At 55.9% G+C, this 20,136-nt stretch carries 31 protein-coding genes; 13 read left to right on the top strand and 18 right to left on the bottom strand.

Annotated features, from left to right (window positions below; genetic code table 11):
- Positions 1–649 precede the first annotated feature (649 nt).
- The 3 genes from SIB42_RS07895 to SIB42_RS07885 form a co-directional block, all read right to left on the bottom strand.
- Positions 650–886 (bottom strand): hypothetical protein, encoded by a 237-nt coding sequence (locus SIB42_RS07895; protein ID WP_115126805.1) that lies wholly within the window; start codon positions 884–886, stop codon positions 650–652.
- Between the two features lie 237 nt (positions 887–1,123).
- A complete protein-coding gene (locus SIB42_RS07890; protein ID WP_067093042.1) occupies positions 1,124–1,765 on the bottom strand; it encodes an SOS response-associated peptidase in 642 nt (213 codons plus the stop codon).
- A gap of 15 nt (positions 1,766–1,780) precedes the next feature.
- The gene (locus SIB42_RS07885) at positions 1,781–1,963 is read right to left on the bottom strand and encodes a hypothetical protein (protein ID WP_067093041.1); all 183 of its coding nucleotides are present in this window, start codon (positions 1,961–1,963) and stop codon (positions 1,781–1,783) included.
- A 47-nt stretch (positions 1,964–2,010) separates the two neighbouring features.
- Between SIB42_RS07885 and SIB42_RS07880 the strand changes: the two genes are divergently transcribed.
- On the top strand, positions 2,011–2,166 hold the full coding sequence (locus tag SIB42_RS07880; protein WP_197459838.1) for a hypothetical protein: 156 nt from the start codon (positions 2,011–2,013) through the stop codon (positions 2,164–2,166).
- A gap of 18 nt (positions 2,167–2,184) precedes the next feature.
- Here the strand turns inward: SIB42_RS07880 and SIB42_RS07875 are convergent, their stop codons facing one another.
- Together SIB42_RS07875 and SIB42_RS07870 are read right to left on the bottom strand one after the other, a co-directional pair.
- Positions 2,185–2,706: a DoxX family protein gene (locus SIB42_RS07875; RefSeq protein ID WP_067093040.1), complete on the bottom strand. Its 522-nt coding sequence runs from the start codon at positions 2,704–2,706 to the stop codon at positions 2,185–2,187.
- Positions 2,707–2,947: 241 nt separating this feature from the next.
- A complete protein-coding gene (locus SIB42_RS07870) occupies positions 2,948–3,322 on the bottom strand; it encodes a nuclear transport factor 2 family protein (protein WP_156485117.1) in 375 nt (124 codons plus the stop codon).
- 129 nt (positions 3,323–3,451) lie between these two features.
- On the opposite strand from SIB42_RS07870, the gene SIB42_RS07865 reads away from it, so the two are divergent.
- A complete protein-coding gene (locus SIB42_RS07865) occupies positions 3,452–3,667 on the top strand; it encodes a chlorophyll a/b-binding protein (protein WP_067093039.1) in 216 nt (71 codons plus the stop codon).
- Between the two features lie 20 nt (positions 3,668–3,687).
- On the opposite strand, the gene SIB42_RS07860 is transcribed toward SIB42_RS07865, so the two are convergent.
- Positions 3,688–4,542, bottom strand: a complete 855-nt coding sequence (locus SIB42_RS07860; protein ID WP_067093168.1) for an NAD(P)-dependent oxidoreductase — start codon at positions 4,540–4,542, stop codon at positions 3,688–3,690.
- A gap of 87 nt (positions 4,543–4,629) precedes the next feature.
- Between SIB42_RS07860 and SIB42_RS07855 the strand changes: the two genes are divergently transcribed.
- Positions 4,630–4,842, top strand: coding sequence for a hypothetical protein (locus tag SIB42_RS07855; RefSeq protein ID WP_067093038.1), 213 nt, complete (start codon positions 4,630–4,632; stop codon positions 4,840–4,842).
- 153 nt (positions 4,843–4,995) lie between these two features.
- Here the strand turns inward: SIB42_RS07855 and SIB42_RS07850 are convergent, their stop codons facing one another.
- Both SIB42_RS07850 and SIB42_RS07845 read right to left on the bottom strand, forming a co-directional pair.
- Positions 4,996–5,274 carry a DUF2811 domain-containing protein gene (locus SIB42_RS07850; protein WP_067093037.1) on the bottom strand — a complete coding sequence of 93 codons (279 nt, stop codon included), beginning with the start codon at positions 5,272–5,274 and terminating at the stop codon, positions 4,996–4,998.
- Positions 5,275–6,260: 986 nt separating this feature from the next.
- Entirely contained in the window at positions 6,261–7,511 is a 1,251-nt protein-coding gene (locus SIB42_RS07845; protein ID WP_067093036.1) for a glutathione S-transferase family protein, read from the bottom strand.
- Here SIB42_RS07845 and SIB42_RS07840 point away from each other — a divergent pair.
- The gene (locus SIB42_RS07840) at positions 7,497–8,030 is read left to right on the top strand and encodes a hypothetical protein (protein WP_231856312.1); all 534 of its coding nucleotides are present in this window, start codon (positions 7,497–7,499) and stop codon (positions 8,028–8,030) included. The two genes, SIB42_RS07845 and SIB42_RS07840, sit on opposite strands and share 15 nt — an antisense overlap.
- Here the strand turns inward: SIB42_RS07840 and SIB42_RS07835 are convergent.
- Together SIB42_RS07835 and SIB42_RS07830 are read right to left on the bottom strand one after the other, a co-directional pair.
- On the bottom strand, positions 8,020–8,604 hold the full coding sequence (locus SIB42_RS07835) for a pyridoxamine 5'-phosphate oxidase family protein (RefSeq protein ID WP_067093035.1): 585 nt from the start codon (positions 8,602–8,604) through the stop codon (positions 8,020–8,022). The genes SIB42_RS07840 and SIB42_RS07835 overlap by 11 nt on opposite strands.
- Positions 8,594–9,328: a peroxiredoxin-like family protein gene (locus tag SIB42_RS07830; protein ID WP_067093034.1), complete on the bottom strand. Its 735-nt coding sequence runs from the start codon at positions 9,326–9,328 to the stop codon at positions 8,594–8,596. The genes SIB42_RS07835 and SIB42_RS07830 overlap by 11 nt, the downstream gene beginning before the upstream one ends.
- Positions 9,329–9,488: 160 nt before the next feature.
- Between SIB42_RS07830 and SIB42_RS07825 the strand changes: the two genes are divergently transcribed.
- Together SIB42_RS07825 and SIB42_RS07820 are read left to right on the top strand one after the other, a co-directional pair.
- On the top strand, positions 9,489–9,770 hold the full coding sequence (locus tag SIB42_RS07825) for a hypothetical protein (protein ID WP_067093033.1): 282 nt from the start codon (positions 9,489–9,491) through the stop codon (positions 9,768–9,770).
- Between the two features lie 496 nt (positions 9,771–10,266).
- Entirely contained in the window at positions 10,267–10,434 is a 168-nt protein-coding gene (locus SIB42_RS07820; protein WP_413327750.1) for a hypothetical protein, read from the top strand.
- Positions 10,435–10,478: 44 nt separating this feature from the next.
- Here the strand turns inward: SIB42_RS07820 and SIB42_RS07815 are convergent, their stop codons facing one another.
- Complete coding sequence (locus tag SIB42_RS07815) at positions 10,479–10,649, bottom strand: hypothetical protein (protein ID WP_156485092.1); 171 nt, start codon at positions 10,647–10,649, stop codon at positions 10,479–10,481.
- Between the two features lie 249 nt (positions 10,650–10,898).
- Here SIB42_RS07815 and SIB42_RS07810 point away from each other — a divergent pair, with 249 nt between their 5' ends.
- A complete protein-coding gene (locus SIB42_RS07810) occupies positions 10,899–11,147 on the top strand; it encodes a DUF1651 domain-containing protein (RefSeq protein ID WP_067093032.1) in 249 nt (82 codons plus the stop codon).
- Between the two features lie 33 nt (positions 11,148–11,180).
- Here SIB42_RS07810 and SIB42_RS07805 read toward each other — a convergent pair whose 3' ends face one another.
- A complete protein-coding gene (locus tag SIB42_RS07805) occupies positions 11,181–11,450 on the bottom strand; it encodes a cupin domain-containing protein (protein ID WP_067093031.1) in 270 nt (89 codons plus the stop codon).
- A gap of 130 nt (positions 11,451–11,580) precedes the next feature.
- Between SIB42_RS07805 and SIB42_RS07800 the strand changes: the two genes are divergently transcribed.
- Positions 11,581–12,513 (top strand): bestrophin family ion channel, encoded by a 933-nt coding sequence (locus SIB42_RS07800; RefSeq protein ID WP_067093166.1) that lies wholly within the window; start codon positions 11,581–11,583, stop codon positions 12,511–12,513.
- Between the two features lie 29 nt (positions 12,514–12,542).
- Here SIB42_RS07800 and SIB42_RS07795 read toward each other — a convergent pair whose 3' ends face one another.
- Complete coding sequence (locus SIB42_RS07795; RefSeq protein WP_067093030.1) at positions 12,543–12,893, bottom strand: hypothetical protein; 351 nt, start codon at positions 12,891–12,893, stop codon at positions 12,543–12,545.
- A gap of 91 nt (positions 12,894–12,984) precedes the next feature.
- On the opposite strand from SIB42_RS07795, the gene SIB42_RS07790 reads away from it, so the two are divergent.
- Together SIB42_RS07790 and SIB42_RS07785 are read left to right on the top strand one after the other, a co-directional pair.
- Positions 12,985–13,419: a DUF1499 domain-containing protein gene (locus SIB42_RS07790; protein WP_231856310.1), complete on the top strand. Its 435-nt coding sequence runs from the start codon at positions 12,985–12,987 to the stop codon at positions 13,417–13,419.
- A 133-nt stretch (positions 13,420–13,552) separates the two neighbouring features.
- A complete protein-coding gene (locus tag SIB42_RS07785) occupies positions 13,553–13,804 on the top strand; it encodes a hypothetical protein (RefSeq protein ID WP_067093029.1) in 252 nt (83 codons plus the stop codon).
- A 183-nt stretch (positions 13,805–13,987) separates the two neighbouring features.
- On the opposite strand, the gene SIB42_RS07780 is transcribed toward SIB42_RS07785, so the two are convergent.
- Entirely contained in the window at positions 13,988–14,176 is a 189-nt protein-coding gene (locus SIB42_RS07780; RefSeq protein WP_067093028.1) for a hypothetical protein, read from the bottom strand.
- 172 nt (positions 14,177–14,348) lie between these two features.
- Here SIB42_RS07780 and SIB42_RS07775 point away from each other — a divergent pair, with 172 nt between their 5' ends.
- Complete coding sequence (locus SIB42_RS07775) at positions 14,349–14,579, top strand: hypothetical protein (protein ID WP_067093027.1); 231 nt, start codon at positions 14,349–14,351, stop codon at positions 14,577–14,579.
- A 349-nt stretch (positions 14,580–14,928) separates the two neighbouring features.
- Here the strand turns inward: SIB42_RS07775 and SIB42_RS07770 are convergent, their stop codons facing one another.
- Positions 14,929–16,053, bottom strand: a complete 1,125-nt coding sequence (locus SIB42_RS07770; protein ID WP_067093025.1) for an NAD(P)-binding protein — start codon at positions 16,051–16,053, stop codon at positions 14,929–14,931.
- Positions 16,054–16,276: 223 nt separating this feature from the next.
- Complete coding sequence (locus SIB42_RS07765; RefSeq protein ID WP_067093164.1) at positions 16,277–16,477, bottom strand: hypothetical protein; 201 nt, start codon at positions 16,475–16,477, stop codon at positions 16,277–16,279.
- Between the two features lie 282 nt (positions 16,478–16,759).
- On the opposite strand from SIB42_RS07765, the gene SIB42_RS07760 reads away from it, so the two are divergent.
- Both SIB42_RS07760 and SIB42_RS07755 read left to right on the top strand, forming a co-directional pair.
- Positions 16,760–17,428, top strand: a complete 669-nt coding sequence (locus SIB42_RS07760; protein ID WP_067093024.1) for an SDR family oxidoreductase — start codon at positions 16,760–16,762, stop codon at positions 17,426–17,428.
- 86 nt (positions 17,429–17,514) lie between these two features.
- A complete protein-coding gene (locus tag SIB42_RS07755; RefSeq protein ID WP_067093023.1) occupies positions 17,515–17,742 on the top strand; it encodes a TIGR02450 family Trp-rich protein in 228 nt (75 codons plus the stop codon).
- On the opposite strand, the gene SIB42_RS07750 is transcribed toward SIB42_RS07755, so the two are convergent.
- Positions 17,728–18,393, bottom strand: a complete 666-nt coding sequence (locus SIB42_RS07750; RefSeq protein WP_067093022.1) for a methyltransferase domain-containing protein — start codon at positions 18,391–18,393, stop codon at positions 17,728–17,730. The genes SIB42_RS07755 and SIB42_RS07750 overlap by 15 nt on opposite strands.
- Before the next feature lie 104 nt (positions 18,394–18,497).
- Positions 18,498–20,033, bottom strand: a complete 1,536-nt coding sequence (locus SIB42_RS07745) for a phytoene desaturase family protein (RefSeq protein WP_067093163.1) — start codon at positions 20,031–20,033, stop codon at positions 18,498–18,500.
- Positions 20,034–20,136 lie beyond the last annotated feature (103 nt).

The raw sequence follows: 20,136 nt of genomic DNA, 5'->3' as shown, positions 1-20,136 counted from the left end.
GCCCGATTCAGACAGATCATGCAAAAGAATCTTCAACCAATCACTTGGATCTTCAATCTTCAGGCTTTGCTGAATAGAGTTCAGCCTCGTGGCATAGGGAGTGGTGATGAAAACAGCGTTCTCACCCGAATCAACGTGAACACCCTCGCGGAATCGATAGCTCAGCATCCTGTTCAGATTAACCCCAATCACTTAGGGCACAATTCCTCCGATCAGATCACGCTCACATCAATGCATCAATGGAAATAGCAACCGTGGTCGTCGAAACAAACAACCCGATGCTTCAGCCAAATCCAAAGGGCCAGACAAATCAAAGCTCCGGTCGTCATCGAAACATGATCGAGATTTAAGCAGCTGCTATCTACAGAGGAAGACGCTGAACCGACAGTGCGCCATTCAGGCGCAACCCAAAGATTTGGAGACAATCGTTAGACCAAATATTTCCAGAATTTCTTATTCACAGCAATTCGACCCCAAAAATATAACGACAATAGAAGTGCTCCTAAAAATCCGAGCCCCATTCCCCACATCAAAGTGTCTTCAGCACCAAGAAAGTCAATGCAATGGAAGCAAGCACCAGTCATAAAGAATGCAAAGCCAAAAGCCCGAAAATTCTTTGGCAATTCAGTTGTGACCTGAGTGGAGCTGTTCATTTCCGGTTAAAGCCTCTATTTAAAAAGGTGAACCATCCACCGGCGACAAGAAGCATTGCCGGCAGACCCGCGATGAAAACGCTGAAATCCGATTCCGCTGCATTAACAATCCAGAAAATTCCCCAAAACCAGGTCAGGAGAAAAATCAGATTGAGCAGAAGCTTCGAGGAGAATTGAGCAATCAGCACTTCTCCAACTCGACGCTGAAAAGTTGTAGCTTGCGTGTTAGCCATAATCATCAGTGCCAATTAGATTTTGATACTCACGCGTCCCTGCGCTGTATCAATTGCTCCACAAAGCAAGGTCTCCTCGACCAGGCGAGGGATTCAATTGATGCAGATGGAAGCTGTATGGCTCAAAAGGAGAGGCACCGTCGAACGTCTTTTCGCAAACCATCGACTCACTGCCTGAACAGGATTGGTTTCAAAGCAATTGGTGTTTGCCGAAAACCTCGTCCGTTCACCAACGGATCAGCTCTGCAGAGCAGAAAGCAACGAAAGCTGGCCATCATCCTTGCTAGAGACCACTTCCCAGCCACTGGGATCCCATGGACTGAGAAGCGGCTCAAGCGCTCTCAACTGCTGGCCATCCAAGGCTGACATCCAGGCTTCTTCCAATCCCTGCGGAATCAGCACGGGCATCCGGTGATGCAGTGGCTTGACGAGCTGATTCGGACTCGTTGTGAGGACAGTGCAGCTATCAACCTCACTGCCATCACTCCCCAACCAACGCTCCCAGAGGCCCGCAAGCCAGAAGGGTTGGCGATCAATGCGTCTGATCGCGCGACCTTTTTCGAAGAAACAACTGGCAGGGATCAGACAGCGTCGATGACGCCAGGAACTTCGAAAACTGGGCTTGTCTGCGACCGTTTCCGAACGGGCATTGAAAGGCCTGGGTCCCTGCGACGGATCCTTCTGCCAAACGGGAATCAATCCCCAAAGCATCAGCGATGCTTCTGGATCCGACTGGTCAGAGCGATAGACCAGCAGGGGCTCGCCAGGAAGAATCAAATCGCGTGGTGCGTAGCGATTGCGGTGTTCCTGATCCATGCTTTCGAGCAACGTAGCCGGCAACTGGCTCAGGGGCGTGGCAAGGGCATAACGACCGCACATTTCAGCTTGGCTCGATCAGGATTCCTGACGAAAGATACGTTCCAGATCGCGTCGGAATTGCTGAGTGGAGAGAGGTCGCTCTCCGCGACGGCGATTGTTGCGAATCACCAGTGAGCCAATCCACCAGACCTGCAGACCGGCGAAGACCGAGCCGACCACGAGCAGACTGAATGTTGGAGCGTCGAGCTGGAAAGGCATCAGCAGAGCGACAAATCGAGCAAAATGAAGATCCTCGCCATTAATCGATGAAGGAAATCAGCATTGTTGAGCTGGTTGCCCGCTATTTCGCCCGCTTCGCTGCGGTTTCTGGCGTTGTGGCTTTGGTGATCTGGCTCAGCTGGGTCTTGCTCGATTTCGAACACATGAACAGTGGATTCACCCTGCCTCAATCTGTGTACTGAGGCAGGTCGATAGCTGTTTCAACCGACGCCGTCAGCAACAACGTCGGCATTGATCTCTTCAGCTGACTCACTGTTTGCAGTGAAAGCTGCCTCAAGCAGATCGGCTTGGGAGCGAGTGTCGGTTGCAAAGCGTCGGGCAATCAGCTCATCGACGGAAAGTCGGCCAGGTCCTACAGCCAGAATTGCTGTTGCAGAAGCGAAGTACAAACCAAGAAGCTCAAGTAGATAAATATTGAATCCAGCAGTGCTGACAGCGTGGTAAATCGCCACCGACATTGTTCCGAGGATGGCTAGAGCACCGAAGCGGGTGAGCAATCCGGTGATCAGCAACCAACTGCCGCCAACTTCTGAGAAGGCTGCGATGTAAGACAGCGTTATTGGGAAGGGAAGTCCCAAAGGACGAACGAAAGCGTCTGCAAAATTGCCGATATTGGCAAGCTTTTCGTAACCGTGATGAATCAGGAGCACTCCAGTGAAGACCCGGAGCAGAAGAAGGCCGACATCAGCAAGGAAGGGTCGAGTAAGAATTGCCCTGATCACAGAAATAAAAGATAGTTTACGAAACGTAAGGGACTGGCCCCCTGACTCGTGTGACCAAAGAGCAGATCAGACAAAAAATAAGCAGATATACTCATTCCAGCCAGGACGCGACATGAGTCAAGGCGCCCCAAAATGAAGGAACATTAAGAGTGCTTGACATGACCAGCGAAGCTCTCATCACTTTGTTCCTTGGTTTCGGGGCTGCAACCCTCAGCCTGCTGTTCTGGAAACTGAGCCGTGCTCAGTCAACAAACCGCTTGTAAAGCCAGCGCACAAATCCACCAACCACTGGCACGGGCTCAAAGGTTGGCCCCACGAAATCGAAGTAGTCCCTGTGGTCCTCCACCTTGCCTTCGGCGTTGAAGCGCAGCCGACTCGTGCCTGGGTAGACGAACTCAATTCCCTTGATTTTGAGTCCCAGCTCCCATTCCACAAATGCGGTGTCGCCCTCGACGGCGATAGCGGCGGGAGTGAGATACACGTCATCGCAACGCCGCATCAAGCCGTCCTGGGCCTCCACGTAGGCCTTGATGCCTTGACGCTCCTGAGTCGGGTCCTTAAATCGCACATTCTCGTCATAGAGCTCTCGCCACTGCTCCTCAGTGGGCGCAGCCATGCCGTAGGGCTTGGTGAACAGTTCACGCAGACGATCAACGTTCACAGCGAAGTCCAAGAAAGAAAATCACACTATTCAGGTTTCTGCGGAGATTGCATAAGCTTCTGTGCCGCACAAGCGCCTCCCTCCATGCCCGATCAGCGATATCAATACGAACCCATCGAAGCCTTCGGTGAAAGCCTCACCACCAAACGTCCCTGGAACACCTCGGCTCTGGAGATCGTTGAGCGAATCAATGGCCGCACCGCAATGGTGGGATTTGCAGCCGCGATCGTCGGCGAGTGGATCACCGGCCATGGTCCCGCCGGGCAGGTGGTGGCCCTGATCCGCTGGTACCTCAGCTGAGCTTCAACACAACCGCCAACTCATCGTCCGTCCGTCAGTTCATGGAGGGAGGAATAGTCGCCATCATCCAGATCCGTACCGTCAGCGCGTTCCAGCAAACTCGCAAGTCCATCAAGAGCAGAGGCATTCACTCCCGCCAATCGCGCCTCCTTCAGAAAGAGATGTAGATCCTTTCGCAACAGGCTGGTGCTGAAGTTTGGATCGCCGTAGTGGTGAGACACCATCCGCTCAAGCTTCTTGTCGACAGTGGGGGCATACAGAGCAGACGGACGCAGAACCTCCATGAAGCGATCAACGTCCAGACCGGAGGCTTGAACTAAACGCAGCGCCAGTGAATATCCATGAGTGAGGCTGGCGATCAGCTGGTTGAGAGCCAGCTTTGAGGCAGCGCCCGTGCCCACAGAACCCATCAAACGCGGCTCTGACGCCAACTGGCGCAGCAGGGGCAACTGAGCTTCAAACACCTGCTGCTCGCCGCCGGCCATCACCAACAATCTGCCTTTCAAGGCCTCAGGACGACTGCCGAGCACCGGAGCTTCCAGATATGAGCCTCCCTGCAGGCGCACCTGCTCAGCGAGGGCGACGCTCTCACTGATACCCATGGTTCCCATCGGCACGATGCATCTCCCAGCCAAGGGACCGAGGCTGCCGATGATCTCAGCGGTAACTGGACCATCACGCAGCACTGTGATCACAACGGATGAAGAGTCCAGCCCCTCACCGGGAAGGTTCAGCTGCTGAGCCCCTGCCTGCACAAGCCCAGCACAGCGAGTGGGGTTGCGATTCCACACGTTCAGCGTGCAGCCCACATCAAGCAGCCTTTGTCCGATTGCAGCGCCTAGAAGGCCAATACCCAGCAAAGTAATGGTGGTCATCAGGCAGCCTGAAATCTCTTCCACCTTGCAACAGGCGACGGTCCAGCTCGATCTGCGCATGCACCTTGATGAGCTTGCGCCAGTCAGGTGCTCCGTCAGAGCTCGAACACATCAGTGGTCACCAAGGCCGGATTGAGCAACCAATGGGGAGATGTCTGGCCTCAAGTGATGGCGAGAAAAATCCAGCTCCCACTGTCCAAGCGCCCCAGTTCAATCACGACAGCGTGGGCCACGTTGACCTTCGCCTACATCGCAGCCTGGGCTCTTTGGGGATTGGCAAACGCTTATCCCAGCATTTGAGCCAAAAGAAGGCCTTCTTCTAACTGGAATGACGGCCTCTGAAGATTAGCTCGCGACAATCAATATGCTCGCTGACATTCATATCTAACAGCACTCAAATCAATCAAAACTGATCACTTGAAAACGAACTTTTCAAGTTGCTGTTGAGCCCTTCTATTGCTTTGAACATTCAACGATCGGACTTGCAAACAAGTCATCGAGATAACGCTCCGTCACTGCTCTTTCGCTACAACCGTTCTGGTACAAAAATCGAGCTAACGCTGAACTCATCAGCTGATATTGATCCCAGTTGGGGTTGGCACCGATGAACCCTTTCATCGCGGTGAAAAGGACTTCAGGAATTTCAGATTCCAAACTCACAAACGACGCCTCTTCTTCAGTGGCGGCAGCCAGCGCGGGGTTGACGCAGCGTTCCAATTGGTTGCGATCCATTCAGTCTTCGGACGTCCGGCTTTCCGCCACCACAAAGCCATGAATCTGAAAGGACGTCAAAGCTCTCGCAGAATTGCCAGCAATCGCTGATCTCAGACGAGACTCGTGTCGTGGCAGTGGTTTCCTACTCAGCGATGGGGTCCAACAGTTCGCTTTCCAGCGAGGTCCCTTTTCTGTCAAGCGGCGAATGGCACTCGGATCAAAAACCACAGATTTTCAATTTTCATCTGCTGTTTCGGGGATTTTCTGTGGAAAAGCTCTTGAGATCAGTGGAAAATCGACCTTTTTTTTCCACAGGATAACCCGCCATCAGCAAGGCTTATCCCTCGAAGTCTCATAGGACGCGCCAAGAGCAAAGACATTTGAGAAATAAACTGGGGCAAGGTTGCTTGGGAATACGAGTAGCGCTTGCTACTTATTTTTTCTCCATGTCCGATGCGGATCAAACGCGATCCGCATCGATGTTCTGATCGCTCACAAGCTCAGCTGAATCCCAACGCCTGCAGGTGTGCCATACACGGATCCAGGGCCATAGCCATAAGCAGGCATCACTCGTGGGACACGATTCAGATCACGGTGATAGGCCCCACGTGCATGCCTGCAGGAACGGGGCCTGAAACCGAACCTTCAAGGGCGGTCAGCCCCCAGCCATGGGCAACGAAACGGATTGGCTCCGAGGCCCACAACGTGGCGTAGCAACAAAAAAGACCCCACTGCTAGTGCAGCCGGGCCAGGGTGATGGGGATCCACATCTTGGGATCACTCATCAGGCTCGTCAACGCCACATATGGTGCATCGCTGCTGAAATTGATGACCAGGTATGCCTAAACACTTATTTCGCGTGTTTGATCCCTACTCTCCCGAAGAAGGCCGGGTGATGGGAATGATCCGAGCCAAGAGTCGAGCCACTGCCACGGCGGTGGCTTTTTGATGACAGAGGGTCTCTCTCATCTTGTGGATCTAACGCCAGTTGCTGAGCCAATCCATCAGCTGTGATGGGTCAAAAAAGGCCTGGGATCCTGATCGAAACGATGCTCAAACGGCAGTGCATCTGGATGCTGATCACCATCCAGTGCCGCAGTGGACTCCAGACACTTCCTCAGCAACCTGGCGCTCTCCAGCGGCATATCCCGGGGCACGGAAATCCGGTCTCGCAGATAACGCAATGCTGAGGCCGAACCTGTCTCCGGTGTTACGGGCTGGTCAAGAACCATTGCTGTGAGTGCAGCCCTCAGCGGTTGATCAAAGCGATCACCAAGAGGGTTTCTGGCCAGAAGAATGCTGCGATGCCTCAGAACCCTCTCCAAAGCGCGCGCCTTTGCAGACACCATCTCGCTTGACGAGCTCCAGCGACGTTCAAGCTCATTGAGTCCGGCTCCGCTATCCACCGCCAGAGCCATGCGTTGCTGTGCCTGGCTGCCATCAGCCCAGCAGCCGCCCATCTGCGGCGGTAGATCATGGGCATGGGTGTGCACATCGCTCTGGGTGCCTCGATAGGTCTCCAGTTGCTCAAGTGCGGTGAGCCAGCGATCGATTGCGGGATGCTCCTCGCGCAACGCAAAGCCCTTGAAATAAGCGAGTGAGGCGTTCATCCGTTCTACATAAGGAATGAACACCAGGTCTGCTGTGCCAGGGATCGGAGCATCAGGTGCATCGGGATCCAACCAGCTGCCGCCGCCGCTGATGAGCGCCTGCTCCATTTGCTGGGCGACACGCTGAAACTGATCACGGGCCTGACGTTCTTGTCGCTCTCCCAGACCGGGAGTGCACAACCAGATGCACCAGGCCCTGAACAGCAGGCGTTCAAGATCCCGAAGCCGACGCACTCTGCGGTCGGCCATAGGAGCACCAACGGGCCCGAAGCTTCGCTCCAGAGCCTCCAAAATCCGATCACTTTCAGTGATCAGACGGCCATCAAGCTCCAGAGCCGGAAGCATCCCCGACGGAACGAGGGCAGTGAACCAGGGCTCCTTGGGGCCGTAGCAGCGCATGGTCACTTTGCGAATTCGGTACGGAATCCGGCGAAACTCAAGCCAAAGCCACACTTTCTGGCAGTACGGGCACCAGGCATGGTGATCGCGGAACAATGTGACCCGAATCGAGTCTTCGGGTTGACCAAACAGGCGCAAGGTGGCCTGGGAATTGGCAGGTCCTTCGATGCGCTCGGCTGCTGGCGCCGCCAGAGCATCCAGCTCAGACCAGCTGAGCGCATCAGCGCCAGGTTGGACTTCTGTCATGGCATCCTCGGAGCACCGCTGCATGATCATCGCCAGAGCGGATTACCCGTGGACATCGAACACAGCCATCTACTGGATCTCGAGAAGCAGGCTCGTCGCAGCGGTTCAGGACTGACCGCCGGAAACCTGATGGGGTACTGGCAACTCAAGACCGTGTGGCCCAAGGGTCAAACCGAAGCCAATGCCTTCAATGGCTGGCTGCTGCGCAGCATCGGTGCCTGCCTCGAAATCAGCGGTGGATCTACCGACGGGCTTCAACTGCGTAACGCCGTGAACCTCGCCGGACTCACCCTCCAGTTCACAGGTCCAGGCGAACTGAATGGCCGCCAACCACTGCTGAAGTTCCGCTTTGAGCAGGTGAAACTGCTGCTCGGCCGCTTCACGCTGTTGAAGAAGGAGTTGCCGCCACCGGAAGAAGGTCGAGAGCCGTTTTTTGCCCTGATCAGCCGCAGCCCAGAGGGGTGGATGGCCGCGCGGGGCAGAGGCGGCGGACTGGCGTTTTGGACTCTCAGGGGTTGAGACGTTGCTCATGCCAGCCATCTCGGAGCTCCCAGCTGCGGCGAAGGTGGGGATGGGGTTTGAGATCGAGTCGCTCGACACGTTCCAGAGCAACACGCATGAGCAGCAGATGCGAGGACATCGGCTCGTCATCAGCCACCTCCTGGGGCCAGGGCCCTTGCGCATCAAAAGGTTCACCTGGAGACGGCCAGGCCCAGACCTTGCGACCGGATGGCGACAGGCGTTGCCAATGATCGAGCAACGCCTCCGGTTCCTGCTCAGCAGTGACGAGAAGCGCCCTGCCCCTCAGTCGAAACTGCTCTTTAGCCTTGCGAAACAACCAGCACAGTTCAACCCTCGGCTGACTGAGCAGCTGAGAAGACTTTTCACTGCGCACATCGCTCAGCAGCTCCAATTCCCCACGAGGGCTCCAACCCCGGAACACCAGCGTTCTCACTCGTGGTTTGCCGTCTTCTGCAGTCGTCGCCAACTGCAGCCAGGTGGCGCCGGGAGATCGCCCCTCCCGTTGACGAGCACTGCGCAGAAGTAATCGCCAAGGGGGAAGACTCATCGCCGTTTCGTGATCACTCGACATCATTCAGCCAGGGATCAAGAAACGCGAGCGGACGCTGCATGGTTGCCGAGAATCCAAGAATGCCACGATCGCGGTAGACGTAGAGGAGTGAATCGTCGCGATCCAGTAGGAATGTGCCGCCACGCTGGGTGATGAAGCGATCATCCGGCACGTAAGTGCTCCAGTTGCGGAGCACCTCGTTCATGTTGCGCAGCCGCACGGTGGCCAATTCAAAGGGCCGCTGAAACCCATCGCCTCCAGCACGTCGGAACAAAGCAGCAGGTATAGGAGGCAGCACGCCGGTGGACACCGTTTCATCAGCGTCAAAGCGTTGGGCCGCTGAACGGTCACCGGTGTAACCACGCAACACCTCGGCAAGGGTTCCTGGGGAACCGATGCCAGCGCACATCAGCAAAAGCGAAGGCCAGGGCCCTCCCGGGGCCTGCAGACCGGGGGACAAGCCAAGAGCCTGATGCAGGCCGGAATCAGGCTCGACCTCAAGCAACTCCCTTGGCAACCCAGTAAACGAGCAGAAGCGCTCTGCCCCGGCCTGATCGCCAATCGCAATGGCGAGGGGGCGGATCCCTGCTTGTTCGAGTCTGGGCAGCGCAGGCACAAGCGCCTGGGCATATTCCATCGAATCAAAGTCACCAAGCTGTGTCAGCAGCAAAACCAGACGGTTAAATCCCTGACCATGGCCTTGGCTCTTTCCAATCCGTGTCAGCAGTGCTTGTGGTGCATTCATGACTGGGCTAACGACAGTGCCGACTCCGGGTCTGACCTAAACGACAGCATGGACTGTTTCAAGCGCAAACGGTGATCGATGACGCCAGGGCTCTAACGGATGAAGCTTGCCGACGAGCTGTGGTCAGTGCAGCGTGGGGACAGCACAGACAAATCTGAGCATGGGACGGGTCCAGAGGTTGGCAGCTCAAAGGCAGGTCACGCCTTACGAGCTGTCGCGCAACATTCTTCAGGAAGCCGGCTACCGGATCACTCGCAGAGAGGAGAAAACTCCCGCTGGGCATCGCGGCTATGACGTGAGCTTTCCCTGCACAATTGATGGACAGCCACATCAGAAAATGATGCGACGAACATGGCTGATCGAACTCGCTGAATTGGTACTGGAAGGATTCAAGCCCGAGGAGATTGCCAGCAACTATTTCAAACGAGAATTCGACTCGTAGCGCGTTGTTCAGTGAAACCCGAGAGGTCGGTCAATGATGACAATCTGACAGGAGACGCCTCTCCCCTCAGCTCTGAAGGGAGAAGAAAGCGCTCAGAATTTCCATCATGCATCGAGGAAAATCCCTCAAAGAGAAGTCCCATTGCAGAGCCTCACTCCCAGAGCACGTTTTTCTGAAAACGACATTTTCTCAACATTACTTTCACGTATCACATCGTCTACGCAGTGATTGAAATATCGCGCTTGATTCGCCAGCGGAGAGATCTGGATGGCTCCATAGATCACGGCAAAGATCAAAAGCACTGGGTAAAGGTGTGCATTAATCAGCTCACGTGCTTGAGACATTGACGGATCCATCACTGACTGCGCAGTAGCAACGTGGACACCATCGCGTCAAGCGAAAACGCCATCGAACTGGGCCTGTTCCAAGGCGGCAATGTGAGCAAACAGGAAAGCCTGGATCAGGCCTCTTGTCTCTGGACGCAAAACTGGGTTTGATGGCGTTGTGTCACCCGGGAGCCCCCGCCGTGATCGGTCAAACCAGGATTTACTGCCATCAGGGAAAGGACTTCCTCCTTGTTGAGGTTCCATCCCAGGAAGCCCCATTGCAGATCCAAGAGCTCACGGATCAAGGCTGGGAGATTGAGGCTGAAATCCCTGTCTGAACAGCTGAAATCGCCAGCAAAGCCTGCGATCACCTAGAGCGGCCTCAATCGTCGTCGTCAAATTTCTGCACGGCCGAATCAATCAGCCCCTGGGTGTCCGTGTTTAGGGAAGCAATAACAAAAAACACCAATGACAACACCCCTGCAGCCGCAATCACCACAACGCTGAGATTGCTCATCTCAAGATTGCCGTAGCGGAAAGCCAGATAAATCATCGTTGTCGCAGCAGCTTGAACCTGAGGGACCGCAGTCCGTTCGCAGAACCATCAATGTACGCATTGACCGAAACGGGACGACACCAACAACGGCAGCGACCAAAAGACAACAAAGCCTTGCGTTGACACATCTGTACTACAGCACTAGAACAGGTGTATCAGCAGAGGATCCATGGCTCCGAGCTCCCCCTATGCACCGTTCAAGGCTGAGGAGTGGATGCGTGCGTCCCTGATCACCCCACGGAAACGATGCCAAGCCATGGTTGGATCCAGGATCCCAGCACCAAGGACACGAAACGGTTCCATGCCGATGAAAAAAGCTGGAACCGCGATCCGAGGGTGTTCGTGGATTCAGGGCGACCTTTTCCAGACCAGGCACCACTGTTGACCACACGTGTGCATTTGAGTCAGGACACGGCTGAACGCCTCTGGGGTGAACTCCTACGTGTCGGTTGGCTTCCATGCAGGCCCCAGTGGGCCGCTGATGTTGAATTCTAAGCCGTCAACACTCGCCAGACGCAGCATCTGTCGTCAGCCGAACTGATAATGCTTTCGAACAGGTTGATGAACCTGCCAGGTGCACGACAGGCCTGCTGGGAATTCCACGAGATCGCCAGCACCGAATCGAACCGGCTCGCCGTCTTCTGGCGTCACCGTGACATCACCCTCAAGCAGCAGACAGGTTTCCCGCTGGTCGTACTGCCAGGGGAAACAGCTGATTTCACAGGCCCAGACCGGCCAGTCGCGAACACCCAGGGCCAGGATCACACTCTCCGGGCAGTTGGAGGTCACACAGATCATCGCGGGGTTGATCGCGGCATCAGCAAACCATGATTACTCGGCGCCGGCCCCACCCATCGACCCTTGGCCATTGGCCCCTTGGTTGGCCGGCGATGATCACAGCTGTGATCGAGTCTCTGCAAGAGCGGCCATGATCGAGTCTGGCGACTACGGCTATCCACCAAGCACCCGCAGACAGGACTACATGCTTGTTGTGCTGCAGCTGCTCTGGCGCATGCGCTTCGACTTGCTGCTGCTGCTCTTGATCATCGTTCTCGTGCATAACGACTGGATCCCCCGCAGCTGGACCGCCAACCAAAGCGTGGTGAGGATCATGGGCATCGCGGCATCGATTTTTCTCGGCTTTCGCAACACCCAGGCAATCGGGCGCTGGTGGGAAGCCCGCAAACTCTGGGGAACCGTTGTGAACGTGAGCCGAAACTGGGCAGACGCACTGCGGGCCCATCTCGACAGCAGCAGGCCGCCCGGACGCCAGGAACGCAAGTTGTTGCGTCTACAGGTTGCCATCGTGTGGCAACTGAACTTTCAGCTACGCAACTTCTGGCAGCGAGACCTGCGGGAATTGCAAGATCAATTGCTGCAGGATCTGAGGCTGCCTAGCACCACCAACCTTCGCCAGCTGGGACAGCTACGCGGCGTCTGGATTGGGGATCTCCATCGCCAAGGCTTAACCGATGGATTTGGTCGGCTGCAGCTGATGCAAGTAGGCAACGCCTGCACCGATGCCATTGGCGGCTTGGAGCGAATCCGCAACACACCGCTTCCGGCCTCTTACGAAGTTTTCGTCAGACTTCTGAACTGGTTGTTCGTCCTGTTGCTGCTGCTGTACTTCCACGACCTTGGTCCCGATTCACACAGCCGTTTTGGAGGTGTGGTGATCGTGGTGCTGTTCCTGATGGCCGAACGAATCGGTGCCTATGTGGAAGGTCCGTTTGATGCAGATTGCAGCAGCTTTTCCCTGCCGCTGGACAGCATCTGCCTCACGATCAGTCACGACCTGCTCGATCACGCGACCGAGCACGTGCAACACCTGAAATCGGACGATCCCGTGCGCTGGACCTGATCAGAAAAGAACCATCATGAAAGGCACAGTCAGCTGGCTCCCAGGTATTGATTCCTGAATTCCCATGCCACAGAACAGCGATACTGATAATTCAGGCCAGCGATGCCAATTCTTTTGCACGATGCATCCGTCATTGCTGCGCCTTCAGGAACTTGTGAAAGCAGTTTGTTCAGCGTGACTTCTCGGTTTCGCCCGCTAGCGGAGATCGATAAATCATTGGCAAAAGCTGTAGGCCCAAAACCCAACAGCAAGAAGCCGAGCAGAATTACAGTGAAAAATCTCATCACCAACGAGACCGCTTCCCCAGCAATAGCCACAAAGAGAAACCGTGGCCCAATGATTGACTCGTTCTGATCCTCAAGAAATTGCTCGGGAGCCACCAGACGATTGCAGGAGACTGCAGATGTGGCCTTCAGTTCAGATGACTGAGATCAAGGAATGATCGCTGATGAAGCCCCATAGGATGACTGCATGCCTGGACTGTTGATCAGCATGCCTGCGTTTCTGGTTCAGATCACCATCCCGGTTGTTCTGGCGCTGTTCCATGTTGTTGGACCCATGCCAACCGACCTGGCGACCAATGGCGGTCACCTGAGTCCCTGCCCAGGCCCTGAGCACTGTGCAAGCAGCCAATGGATCGTTAAAGATTCCTCTGCAGCTCTGAAACAGCTTTCTGAACGAATCAAAGCCACTCCTCGCACCGAGATTGTCGAGCAGAGGGCTAACTATCTGCATGCCACCTACAGCAGCAGGATCTTCGGTTTCGTCGACGACGTCGAACTCTCTGCAACCGATGCCGTCACTCTGGAGGCGCGTTCCATCTCGCGCCTTGGAGAGTCCGACCTCGGCGTGAATGCACAACGCCTGGAGAGCCTCGGCAAAACAATCGAAACTCCGGAAGCTTGAATCGAGGCCAGACAAACGTCTTCAACTAACACTGTTGTTACAGCTGGATGCCTGACGAGTCGCACAGGTGTTGACTGAACCCAACATCTGAGCAGTTCTCAGATGAACCGCTCAACAGAGACAACGCCCTGCCTTGAATCCCTCCAGCATTCGCAGATTTATCTTCACTCTGATCACCGGATACCTAGCGATCTTTGGGGTTCAGAAACTTCCCTATGAGTTTGAGAATCAGTGGCTTGTTCTGATTCCAGTTTTGATCGTTGTTTACATCATCACAGTCTGGCTGGATGGAATCTTCTTCAAAGATTCTGCTATGGAGGAGACAACTACGCCCAAAGCAAAGAAAGCTCAAAAGCAATCATCGAATAAGGGTTTTGGCCAATAATCAACCAAAACTCAGAGCGAACAACTCAACTCATCAATTCCAGCTGCGCTATCAACGGAGCTGCTGATTTGGTGTCCATGCACACGACCGCATTCCGGCGATGACGAGAATGTTCGCGTGCCTCCCAGCCATGGGTGGCACGACGAGAAAACTCAGGGGCAGAGCTGGCACTCTGCCTCTTTTTTATGGGCGGCAGGCATACACGCTCAGCACCCTGCCTTCATCGGTACTGCGAGTTCCAACCCGATGGCAATGGGCATCAGCCGGTGGGGTTCTTGAACCCACGTGAATCGTGACATCGGCCTTGGCTCCGCTGGCCAAGACAACGACAAAGGCTGCCAGGGAAAGCAGAGCCGTGATCAACCATCGCATGGCCTGACGTCAAGGGAATTGATTCTGGCCAATGGCTGCTCTTGCGGCGGCGGCTCGTGCGGTGACTGCTTGCGGACGGGGATCTGGCCCAGAGCCACCAGAGGCTTGTTGAAGGCACTTGACCCGGCGCCATTGGATGCATTAGTACATCAGTACCATTGACTAGCAGGCTATGGACGAGTGGGAATACGTCGACGCAAGTGAGCTTCAGAGCTGGAAGGGGGCTCGGATTTGCCTGACCTGCCAGCACTTCACCTATGGAGTGGATGCGTCCTGCCGAACGATGGTGGCCTGCAAGCTCAGACAGCAACAACTCCAGCAGGGAGACCATCTCACCAAGCGCTGCCGGCTCTGGTGTCCGACCTGGCAGGACCAGGCTGGATGGTGCCCCGAATACGGCTGATCAGCTCAAATGCTTGTCAAAGCCCTGGATCAACCTTCAAAGTCCAACCATGGAGACGTTTATCCTCACCGGCAGGCGTAGACGGGGCGATGCGGCCCAGGCAACGGTTTGGTCTGAGTGACCATCTGGGTCAAGCGACGACGTAGGGCCACACAGTCTTGGCACTGGCATGGCTCATCATCATGAACACTGGCATGAACCCGGACAGGCTGAAATCGGCTGCGCATGGGAGACGACCTTTTCTCTGTTGTGACGCGCTGCGCCGATTCCGGCCAGCAGTTATCACAATCCTGTGATTGTTTTGCATGAACCAACGACGGGTGATGCTTGAGCGACAAGCAGTCGCCATTCAGGACGCAATCAACTCGGCCAGATCGAGACCGCTCTGAAGAGCTCCCTCCGCCATGCCGAAACCGGGTCCCGCAATCCAGTCGCCACAGAACCCCACACGGGCTTTGCTGCACCACTGCAGCGCTTTTGGCATTCCTTGCTCCAAGGGTTGAGCAGCTCCCCAGCGCATCACGCCAAGCGAATGCGCATTGGACACCATCCTCTGCAGTGATGGCCAAGAGCCAAGAAGCTCTGGCAAAACACTCAGCAATCGCTGTTCCTGAATGATCAGAAGCTGTGGCTGCGTTTCAGGCGTGATCAACGAACCATCGTCAAGACCGTGGATCACCAGACCGAGACGCCCCTGCTGTTGTCGCTGCAGCACAAGACGTTCCACTCCGAATTGCTGCTGCGCCCGAGGCGTCAGCCAGATCTGCCGAGGCAAAGGATCAAGATCCATCGCCGGGAACTCCAGCATCAGATTCCAGCGAATGCTCGCGTTGAGGCCGGCAATCGAGGCCAGTGCCTGATCAAGAAGAAGATCGTGCCGCTCAGGAACGGCGTCACGCAAGGGCACATCGCTCCTGCCAAGCATGGCCAACGAACGGGGATGGGCAAGAAGCGTTCCGCTGAGCACGAGATTGCTGGCACAAGCTCCACCAGGAAGAACCCAGCTCTCACCATCTCTGGAAAGCGTCTGAATCCGCTCCCCAAAACAAACACCAACTTGATCAGAGCCATCAGACAGCAACGTCTCCGCAACCGAAGCCATGGTTGGGATACCTCGCCAGCGCGGACCGCGCAGCAGAGGGTGATCGGGAGGTGCAACGACAGCACCGTGATGGTCCAAGCCAACAACAGGATCATCATCAACACGTATGACGCCGCGTTGTTCCAGCGACTGCATCAGGTCCAGCAAATGGCCTTGAGGCTCACTCTGAAAACTCAGGGTCGGAGATCCGTGATCCAGACGCCAGAGAGGGGCATCGCGCCGCCGCCTGGTGGCACAGCGACCACCGGGTCCTCGCCCAGCTTCCAGAATTTGAATTGTCCCGCGCCAGCCTTTGTTGCTCAGAGCTGCCACCAACGCGCAACCGGACAGCCCAGCACCGATCACAACAAGATCAACATCCTTGCCAGGCATGGAAACCGCTGGAAAAGCCTCGATTCTGAAGGAACCAACAAAAAAGACGGGTGGCGGCCCGTCTTAACTCTCCCCAAGCACTTTCCGGAGAAAAACTCCGTGCACACTCCTTATCGCGTGCAGAAGACCCACGCGCCCTAGGAATCGATACTCAAATCATTGAACGTGAAGGTCCAATTCAACGTCTTGAATACAGGCCTGTGCAGGCAACCAAGATCGACAACTACGAACTCGCTTCAAGAGCGAGAGCCGAGGACATCCTTTTCTCTTCGTTCACCAGAAAATCAGACCACATGCCAACAAGGAAACTGAGTGTGGACAAAGCACGAACCTGCTCCTTCGAGCCCGGCTTGGTGTACTTGAAATCCATAAACATCTGATCAGCAACCGACTGCTGTTCCTTGCAACGCGAATCAATCGACATCAATCAACCCTTTGCTTGAACGAAAGGCAGGTCGGTCGGCTGAGCCAGCACATAGATCACACCTGCAGTGATCACAGCGGTGAAAGCAAGGAGCCCATAGATGGCGGCGGAGTAATCAGTCATTACTAGCTTGTGTACTTCTGTTAAGAACCATAGCTTGTTTGTAAAGCTGTGTAACTGAGTGTTTGTGCTGGTCACGCTCCGGCCAGCGCCGCTGCCGTATCAGGAGCAAACTCTATGGCTGGGCTTTATGGCTAGGTTTCGTGCCCGCCTCGATCGACTATGACGCGCACGATTGCCGTAAGCGGTGCCTCGGGCAAAACAGGCTTCCGTGTTGCCGAAGAAATCATGGCTTCAGGCGATCAGGCCAGGCTGCTTCTGCGTCCTGAATCCCAGATTCCATCATCACTGGAGGGCTGTGAACAGCACCGACTCAGCCTGATGGATTCCAACGCCCTGGACGACTCTCTGCGCGGCGTGGACGCGCTGGTGATCGCGACAGGAGCACGTCCATCCGTTGACCTGACAGGGCCCATGAAAGTGGATGCTTGGGGCGTCGAGCGACAGGTCGAGAGTTGCCAGCGCGTCGGCGTGCAGCGCGTGGTGCTGGTCAGTTCCCTATGCGCAGGGCGTTGGAAACACCCTCTCAACCTGTTTGGCTTGATCCTGGTTTGGAAGCGTGTTGGTGAGCGCAATCTGGAAAACAGTGGGCTCGACTGGACAGTGATCCGACCTGGTGGACTCAACGAGCGCGAAGACGACCTTGACGAGGAAGGCGTGCTGTGGACTGGAGCTGACAAGCAGGAAAGTGATTCAATCCCTCGTCGTCTGGTTGCACGCTGCTGCATCGAAGCCTTGAACACCTCCGATTCGATCGGAAAAATCCTTGAGGTCACCAGTTCTAAGAAGCAACCCGTGGTGAGCTTGCAAGAAGCAATCGCCAGCTGTTGAGTCGTTAGGGGCAACCGAATCCTGACAACGTCGAGAGGGCAGAACGCGAGGCATGATCGTTCTCTACACCGTTGTGCTGCAGTTCTGTGCCCTGGAAGCCAGCAGAAGCCTGGACCAGCCTCACTCCCCGATCAGGACGACGTCATTTTCGCGTTGTTCTTCAGGGCGGACGCGGCTCTGAACGCTGGGTTGAACTGGCTTCACTGCTGGAGCCTCAGGTACGACTCAGAGAAAGCTGGACGCAGCTTCAAGACAAGGCGCAATGGCAGAGCGGATGGCAGCCGATCCCTCCAGACGACTCAGAGGGAATCTGAAGCCAAGGGCTTGGTGGCGATCACTGCAAAAAAGGGATCTCCCTTCGCACCGACCCAACCAAGAGGTCCGGTTTGCTGCGTTTGTTCAGCAACCAATTCAGGCTTAGGCCATCCCTGCGCCATCATCACCTCCGCCACGTAGCGAAGGTGGTCGCCGTCACCGCCATCGGTCCAGATCTGAGGCGCCTTCGTGAAGAACATACGATTGCTGAAAGCACAGATCACCTGCCCCTTGGGGCGGGTGATGCGCAGCAGCTCGGCGGCCACAGACTCTGGCTGCTGCAGATACTGCCAGCCGGCCACGATCAAGGTGCAGTCGACACTGGCATCGTCGAGGGGAAGTGTCTGGTCGCGATTCAGGTTTTGCACCCAGTGACGATCGAGACGCGGATTGGCCTGCAACTCCTGAGCATTCAATCCATGGCCAATCACCTGCTCGTAGCGTTGATCTTCCGGCAGATGACTCACCCAACTGCTCATCAGATCGAGCACAACCGCACAACTAGGGATGCGCTCGCGATAAAGCTGTGTCAAGCGCAAACGAAACGCTGCATCGAGATGCTGAACAAAACGGGGGTCGCTGTAAAACAGCGCATCATCACTGTCGTCGAGCTTGAAGCGCTCGTTGTCGTTCAAGACCTGCACGACCACGGGGAATTCCTACCGTCCAATCAACTCGGAAGCTAAAGAAACCAGCGACGAAGCGCGTCCCTTGGAGAGTTGCAATGAGCAGCTGGCAGAGGTTGTGTGGTTGATCAAAGAGACAAGCTCTCCAGCAATTGCTTCTGAGCCCGTTGTCCGGTGATCGCATGGGCAGCCATTGCTCCACTGGCGGCCACAGGCGGAATGCCGATACCGGGGAAGGTACTGGCTCCACATTGAAGAAAACCTTGCACTGGCGTCTGCACACCAGGAAACAACCCCTTGGCTGCCGACAGCGCTGGGCCATAACTGCCCTGATGCACCGACAGGAAATGACGATGGGTGAGAGGCGTGCCCTCCATCACGATCCGACAGCGGCTGCGCAGATCCGGGATGCGCTGCTCAAGCACCTGCCAGAACACCGAACAGCGCTGCTCACGCTGCTTGTCGTAGGCAGCCGTTGAACGTTCCAAACCACTCCAGTGCGACCACGGTTCATTGGCCGGTGTGTAGGCATGCAGAACGTGCTGACCGGCAGGCGCCATCGAGGCATCAAGCACCGACGGAATCGAAACCACCACGGCATTGCGTTCGGCCTCGATTCCCCTTTCCCAGTCTCCAACCCAAACCGTATGAATGGGCAGATCGTCGAGGCCACTGGCATCAAACCCCAGGTGCAGATGGAGAAAGGAAGCGCAGGCTGGAGTCTCTAGGCGTTGATGGCGCCAGGAGGGCGATGTCGCTTCAGGCAACAGCTTCGCCGTACTCCAGGCATCAGCGTTACTGACCACATGATCGGCAGCGAACTGTTCACCGTTGACCAGCTCGACGCCAACAGCACGATCTCCATCCAGCAGGAGCCGCTTCACACGGGCGCCAAGGCGCAGGCTGCCGCCATGTTTCTCAAGACCACGGACGAGGGCCTTCACCACGGAAGCACTCCCGCCCTTGGGAAAATCAAGGCAGGCCTCAGGTTCAAACCATTCGCCAAACAGTGTTGCCATTGCTGCCGCATTGGTATCCGCCATGGGCATTCCACTGATCAGGAAACAGAGCAGATCAACCCAATGGCGCAGGAAGGGATCCTGAAGGTGGCGATCCACCAGCGGACCGAAGGCACCGCTGAGATGACGCAGAGCCGGCAGATGGGGAAGCAAGCGACCGCTGCGTCGCAGCAGTGGTCCAAGACCCTCGAGTCCACCCGGCGGTAGTGCCAGTAACGGCAGTGCGTCCGCCGCTGCTGCGATGGGCTGCAACACCTCAGCGAAACGTCTCCACTCCTCTACCGCCGCCGTTCCTCGCAGATCAGCGACAACCCGTTCGAAGCCGTCAGCGCCCACCCCGATGCGCAGATGCCCCTCGGGGAACAACACATCCCAGTCTCGATAGGGGATGACCTCCAGGGGTTCATCCAAGGCCTTGAGAATCTGAGCCAGCGGGTTGCTGCTTGGCCATCGGCCAAGTCCGCTCCAGAGAGAAGGGCCTGATTCGAACTGATAGCCCTGCCGCTCAAATCCATGAGCAGCACCACCTGGATGGCCATGGGCTTCGAGAACCATCACCTCGTGGCCGGCTCTGGCACAGAGTGCAGCACAACAGAGACCACCGATACCGCTGCCGATCACGATCACCTCACACTTGGTGGTCATGGTGTGATCCGCTCGGTGAATGGTCAGTTCATAGCGGGTCGGAGCTGCATTCCGACACATGAACATCGGCTGTCACCAACACAGCGAACCGAGATCGGCCAAA

It is taken from the genome of Synechococcus sp. MIT S9508 (assembly GCF_047303045.1).
GTDB lineage: Bacteria > Cyanobacteriota > Cyanobacteriia > PCC-6307 > Cyanobiaceae > Synechococcus_C.
Note: the sequence above shows the minus strand (reverse complement) of the source record. Positions and strands in the feature narration are given on the sequence as shown.

What these genes read in the sequence shown, in the direction of transcription:
- SIB42_RS07895 (WP_115126805.1), bottom strand. Translation starts at nt 886, where the DNA reads ATGGCTAACACGCAAGCTACAACTTTTCAGCGTCGAGTTGGAGAAGTG.
- SIB42_RS07890 (WP_067093042.1), bottom strand. Translation starts at nt 1,765, where the DNA reads ATGTGCGGTCGTTATGCCCTTGCCACGCCCCTGAGCCAGTTGCCGGCT.
- SIB42_RS07885 (WP_067093041.1), bottom strand. Translation starts at nt 1,963, where the DNA reads ATGCCTTTCCAGCTCGACGCTCCAACATTCAGTCTGCTCGTGGTCGGC.
- SIB42_RS07880 (WP_197459838.1), top strand. Translation starts at nt 2,011, where the DNA reads ATGAAGGAAATCAGCATTGTTGAGCTGGTTGCCCGCTATTTCGCCCGC.
- SIB42_RS07870 (WP_156485117.1), bottom strand. Translation starts at nt 3,322, where the DNA reads ATGGCTGCGCCCACTGAGGAGCAGTGGCGAGAGCTCTATGACGAGAAT.
- SIB42_RS07865 (WP_067093039.1), top strand. Translation starts at nt 3,452, where the DNA reads ATGCCCGATCAGCGATATCAATACGAACCCATCGAAGCCTTCGGTGAA.
- SIB42_RS07860 (WP_067093168.1), bottom strand. Translation starts at nt 4,542, where the DNA reads ATGACCACCATTACTTTGCTGGGTATTGGCCTTCTAGGCGCTGCAATC.
- SIB42_RS07850 (WP_067093037.1), bottom strand. Translation starts at nt 5,274, where the DNA reads ATGGATCGCAACCAATTGGAACGCTGCGTCAACCCCGCGCTGGCTGCC.
- SIB42_RS07845 (WP_067093036.1), bottom strand. Translation starts at nt 7,511, where the DNA reads ATGACAGAAGTCCAACCTGGCGCTGATGCGCTCAGCTGGTCTGAGCTG.
- SIB42_RS07835 (WP_067093035.1), bottom strand. Translation starts at nt 8,604, where the DNA reads ATGTCGAGTGATCACGAAACGGCGATGAGTCTTCCCCCTTGGCGATTA.
- SIB42_RS07830 (WP_067093034.1), bottom strand. Translation starts at nt 9,328, where the DNA reads ATGAATGCACCACAAGCACTGCTGACACGGATTGGAAAGAGCCAAGGC.
- SIB42_RS07825 (WP_067093033.1), top strand. Translation starts at nt 9,489, where the DNA reads ATGGGACGGGTCCAGAGGTTGGCAGCTCAAAGGCAGGTCACGCCTTAC.
- SIB42_RS07820 (WP_413327750.1), top strand. Translation starts at nt 10,267, where the DNA reads ATGGCGTTGTGTCACCCGGGAGCCCCCGCCGTGATCGGTCAAACCAGG.
- SIB42_RS07815 (WP_156485092.1), bottom strand. Translation starts at nt 10,649, where the DNA reads ATGATTTATCTGGCTTTCCGCTACGGCAATCTTGAGATGAGCAATCTC.
- SIB42_RS07810 (WP_067093032.1), top strand. Translation starts at nt 10,899, where the DNA reads ATGCCAAGCCATGGTTGGATCCAGGATCCCAGCACCAAGGACACGAAA.
- SIB42_RS07805 (WP_067093031.1), bottom strand. Translation starts at nt 11,450, where the DNA reads ATGATCTGTGTGACCTCCAACTGCCCGGAGAGTGTGATCCTGGCCCTG.
- SIB42_RS07800 (WP_067093166.1), top strand. Translation starts at nt 11,581, where the DNA reads ATGATCGAGTCTGGCGACTACGGCTATCCACCAAGCACCCGCAGACAG.
- SIB42_RS07790 (WP_231856310.1), top strand. Translation starts at nt 12,985, where the DNA reads ATGCCTGGACTGTTGATCAGCATGCCTGCGTTTCTGGTTCAGATCACC.
- SIB42_RS07780 (WP_067093028.1), bottom strand. Translation starts at nt 14,176, where the DNA reads ATGCGATGGTTGATCACGGCTCTGCTTTCCCTGGCAGCCTTTGTCGTT.
- SIB42_RS07775 (WP_067093027.1), top strand. Translation starts at nt 14,349, where the DNA reads ATGGACGAGTGGGAATACGTCGACGCAAGTGAGCTTCAGAGCTGGAAG.
- SIB42_RS07770 (WP_067093025.1), bottom strand. Translation starts at nt 16,053, where the DNA reads ATGCCTGGCAAGGATGTTGATCTTGTTGTGATCGGTGCTGGGCTGTCC.
- SIB42_RS07765 (WP_067093164.1), bottom strand. Translation starts at nt 16,477, where the DNA reads ATGTCGATTGATTCGCGTTGCAAGGAACAGCAGTCGGTTGCTGATCAG.
- SIB42_RS07760 (WP_067093024.1), top strand. Translation starts at nt 16,760, where the DNA reads ATGACGCGCACGATTGCCGTAAGCGGTGCCTCGGGCAAAACAGGCTTC.
- SIB42_RS07745 (WP_067093163.1), bottom strand. Translation starts at nt 20,033, where the DNA reads ATGACCACCAAGTGTGAGGTGATCGTGATCGGCAGCGGTATCGGTGGT.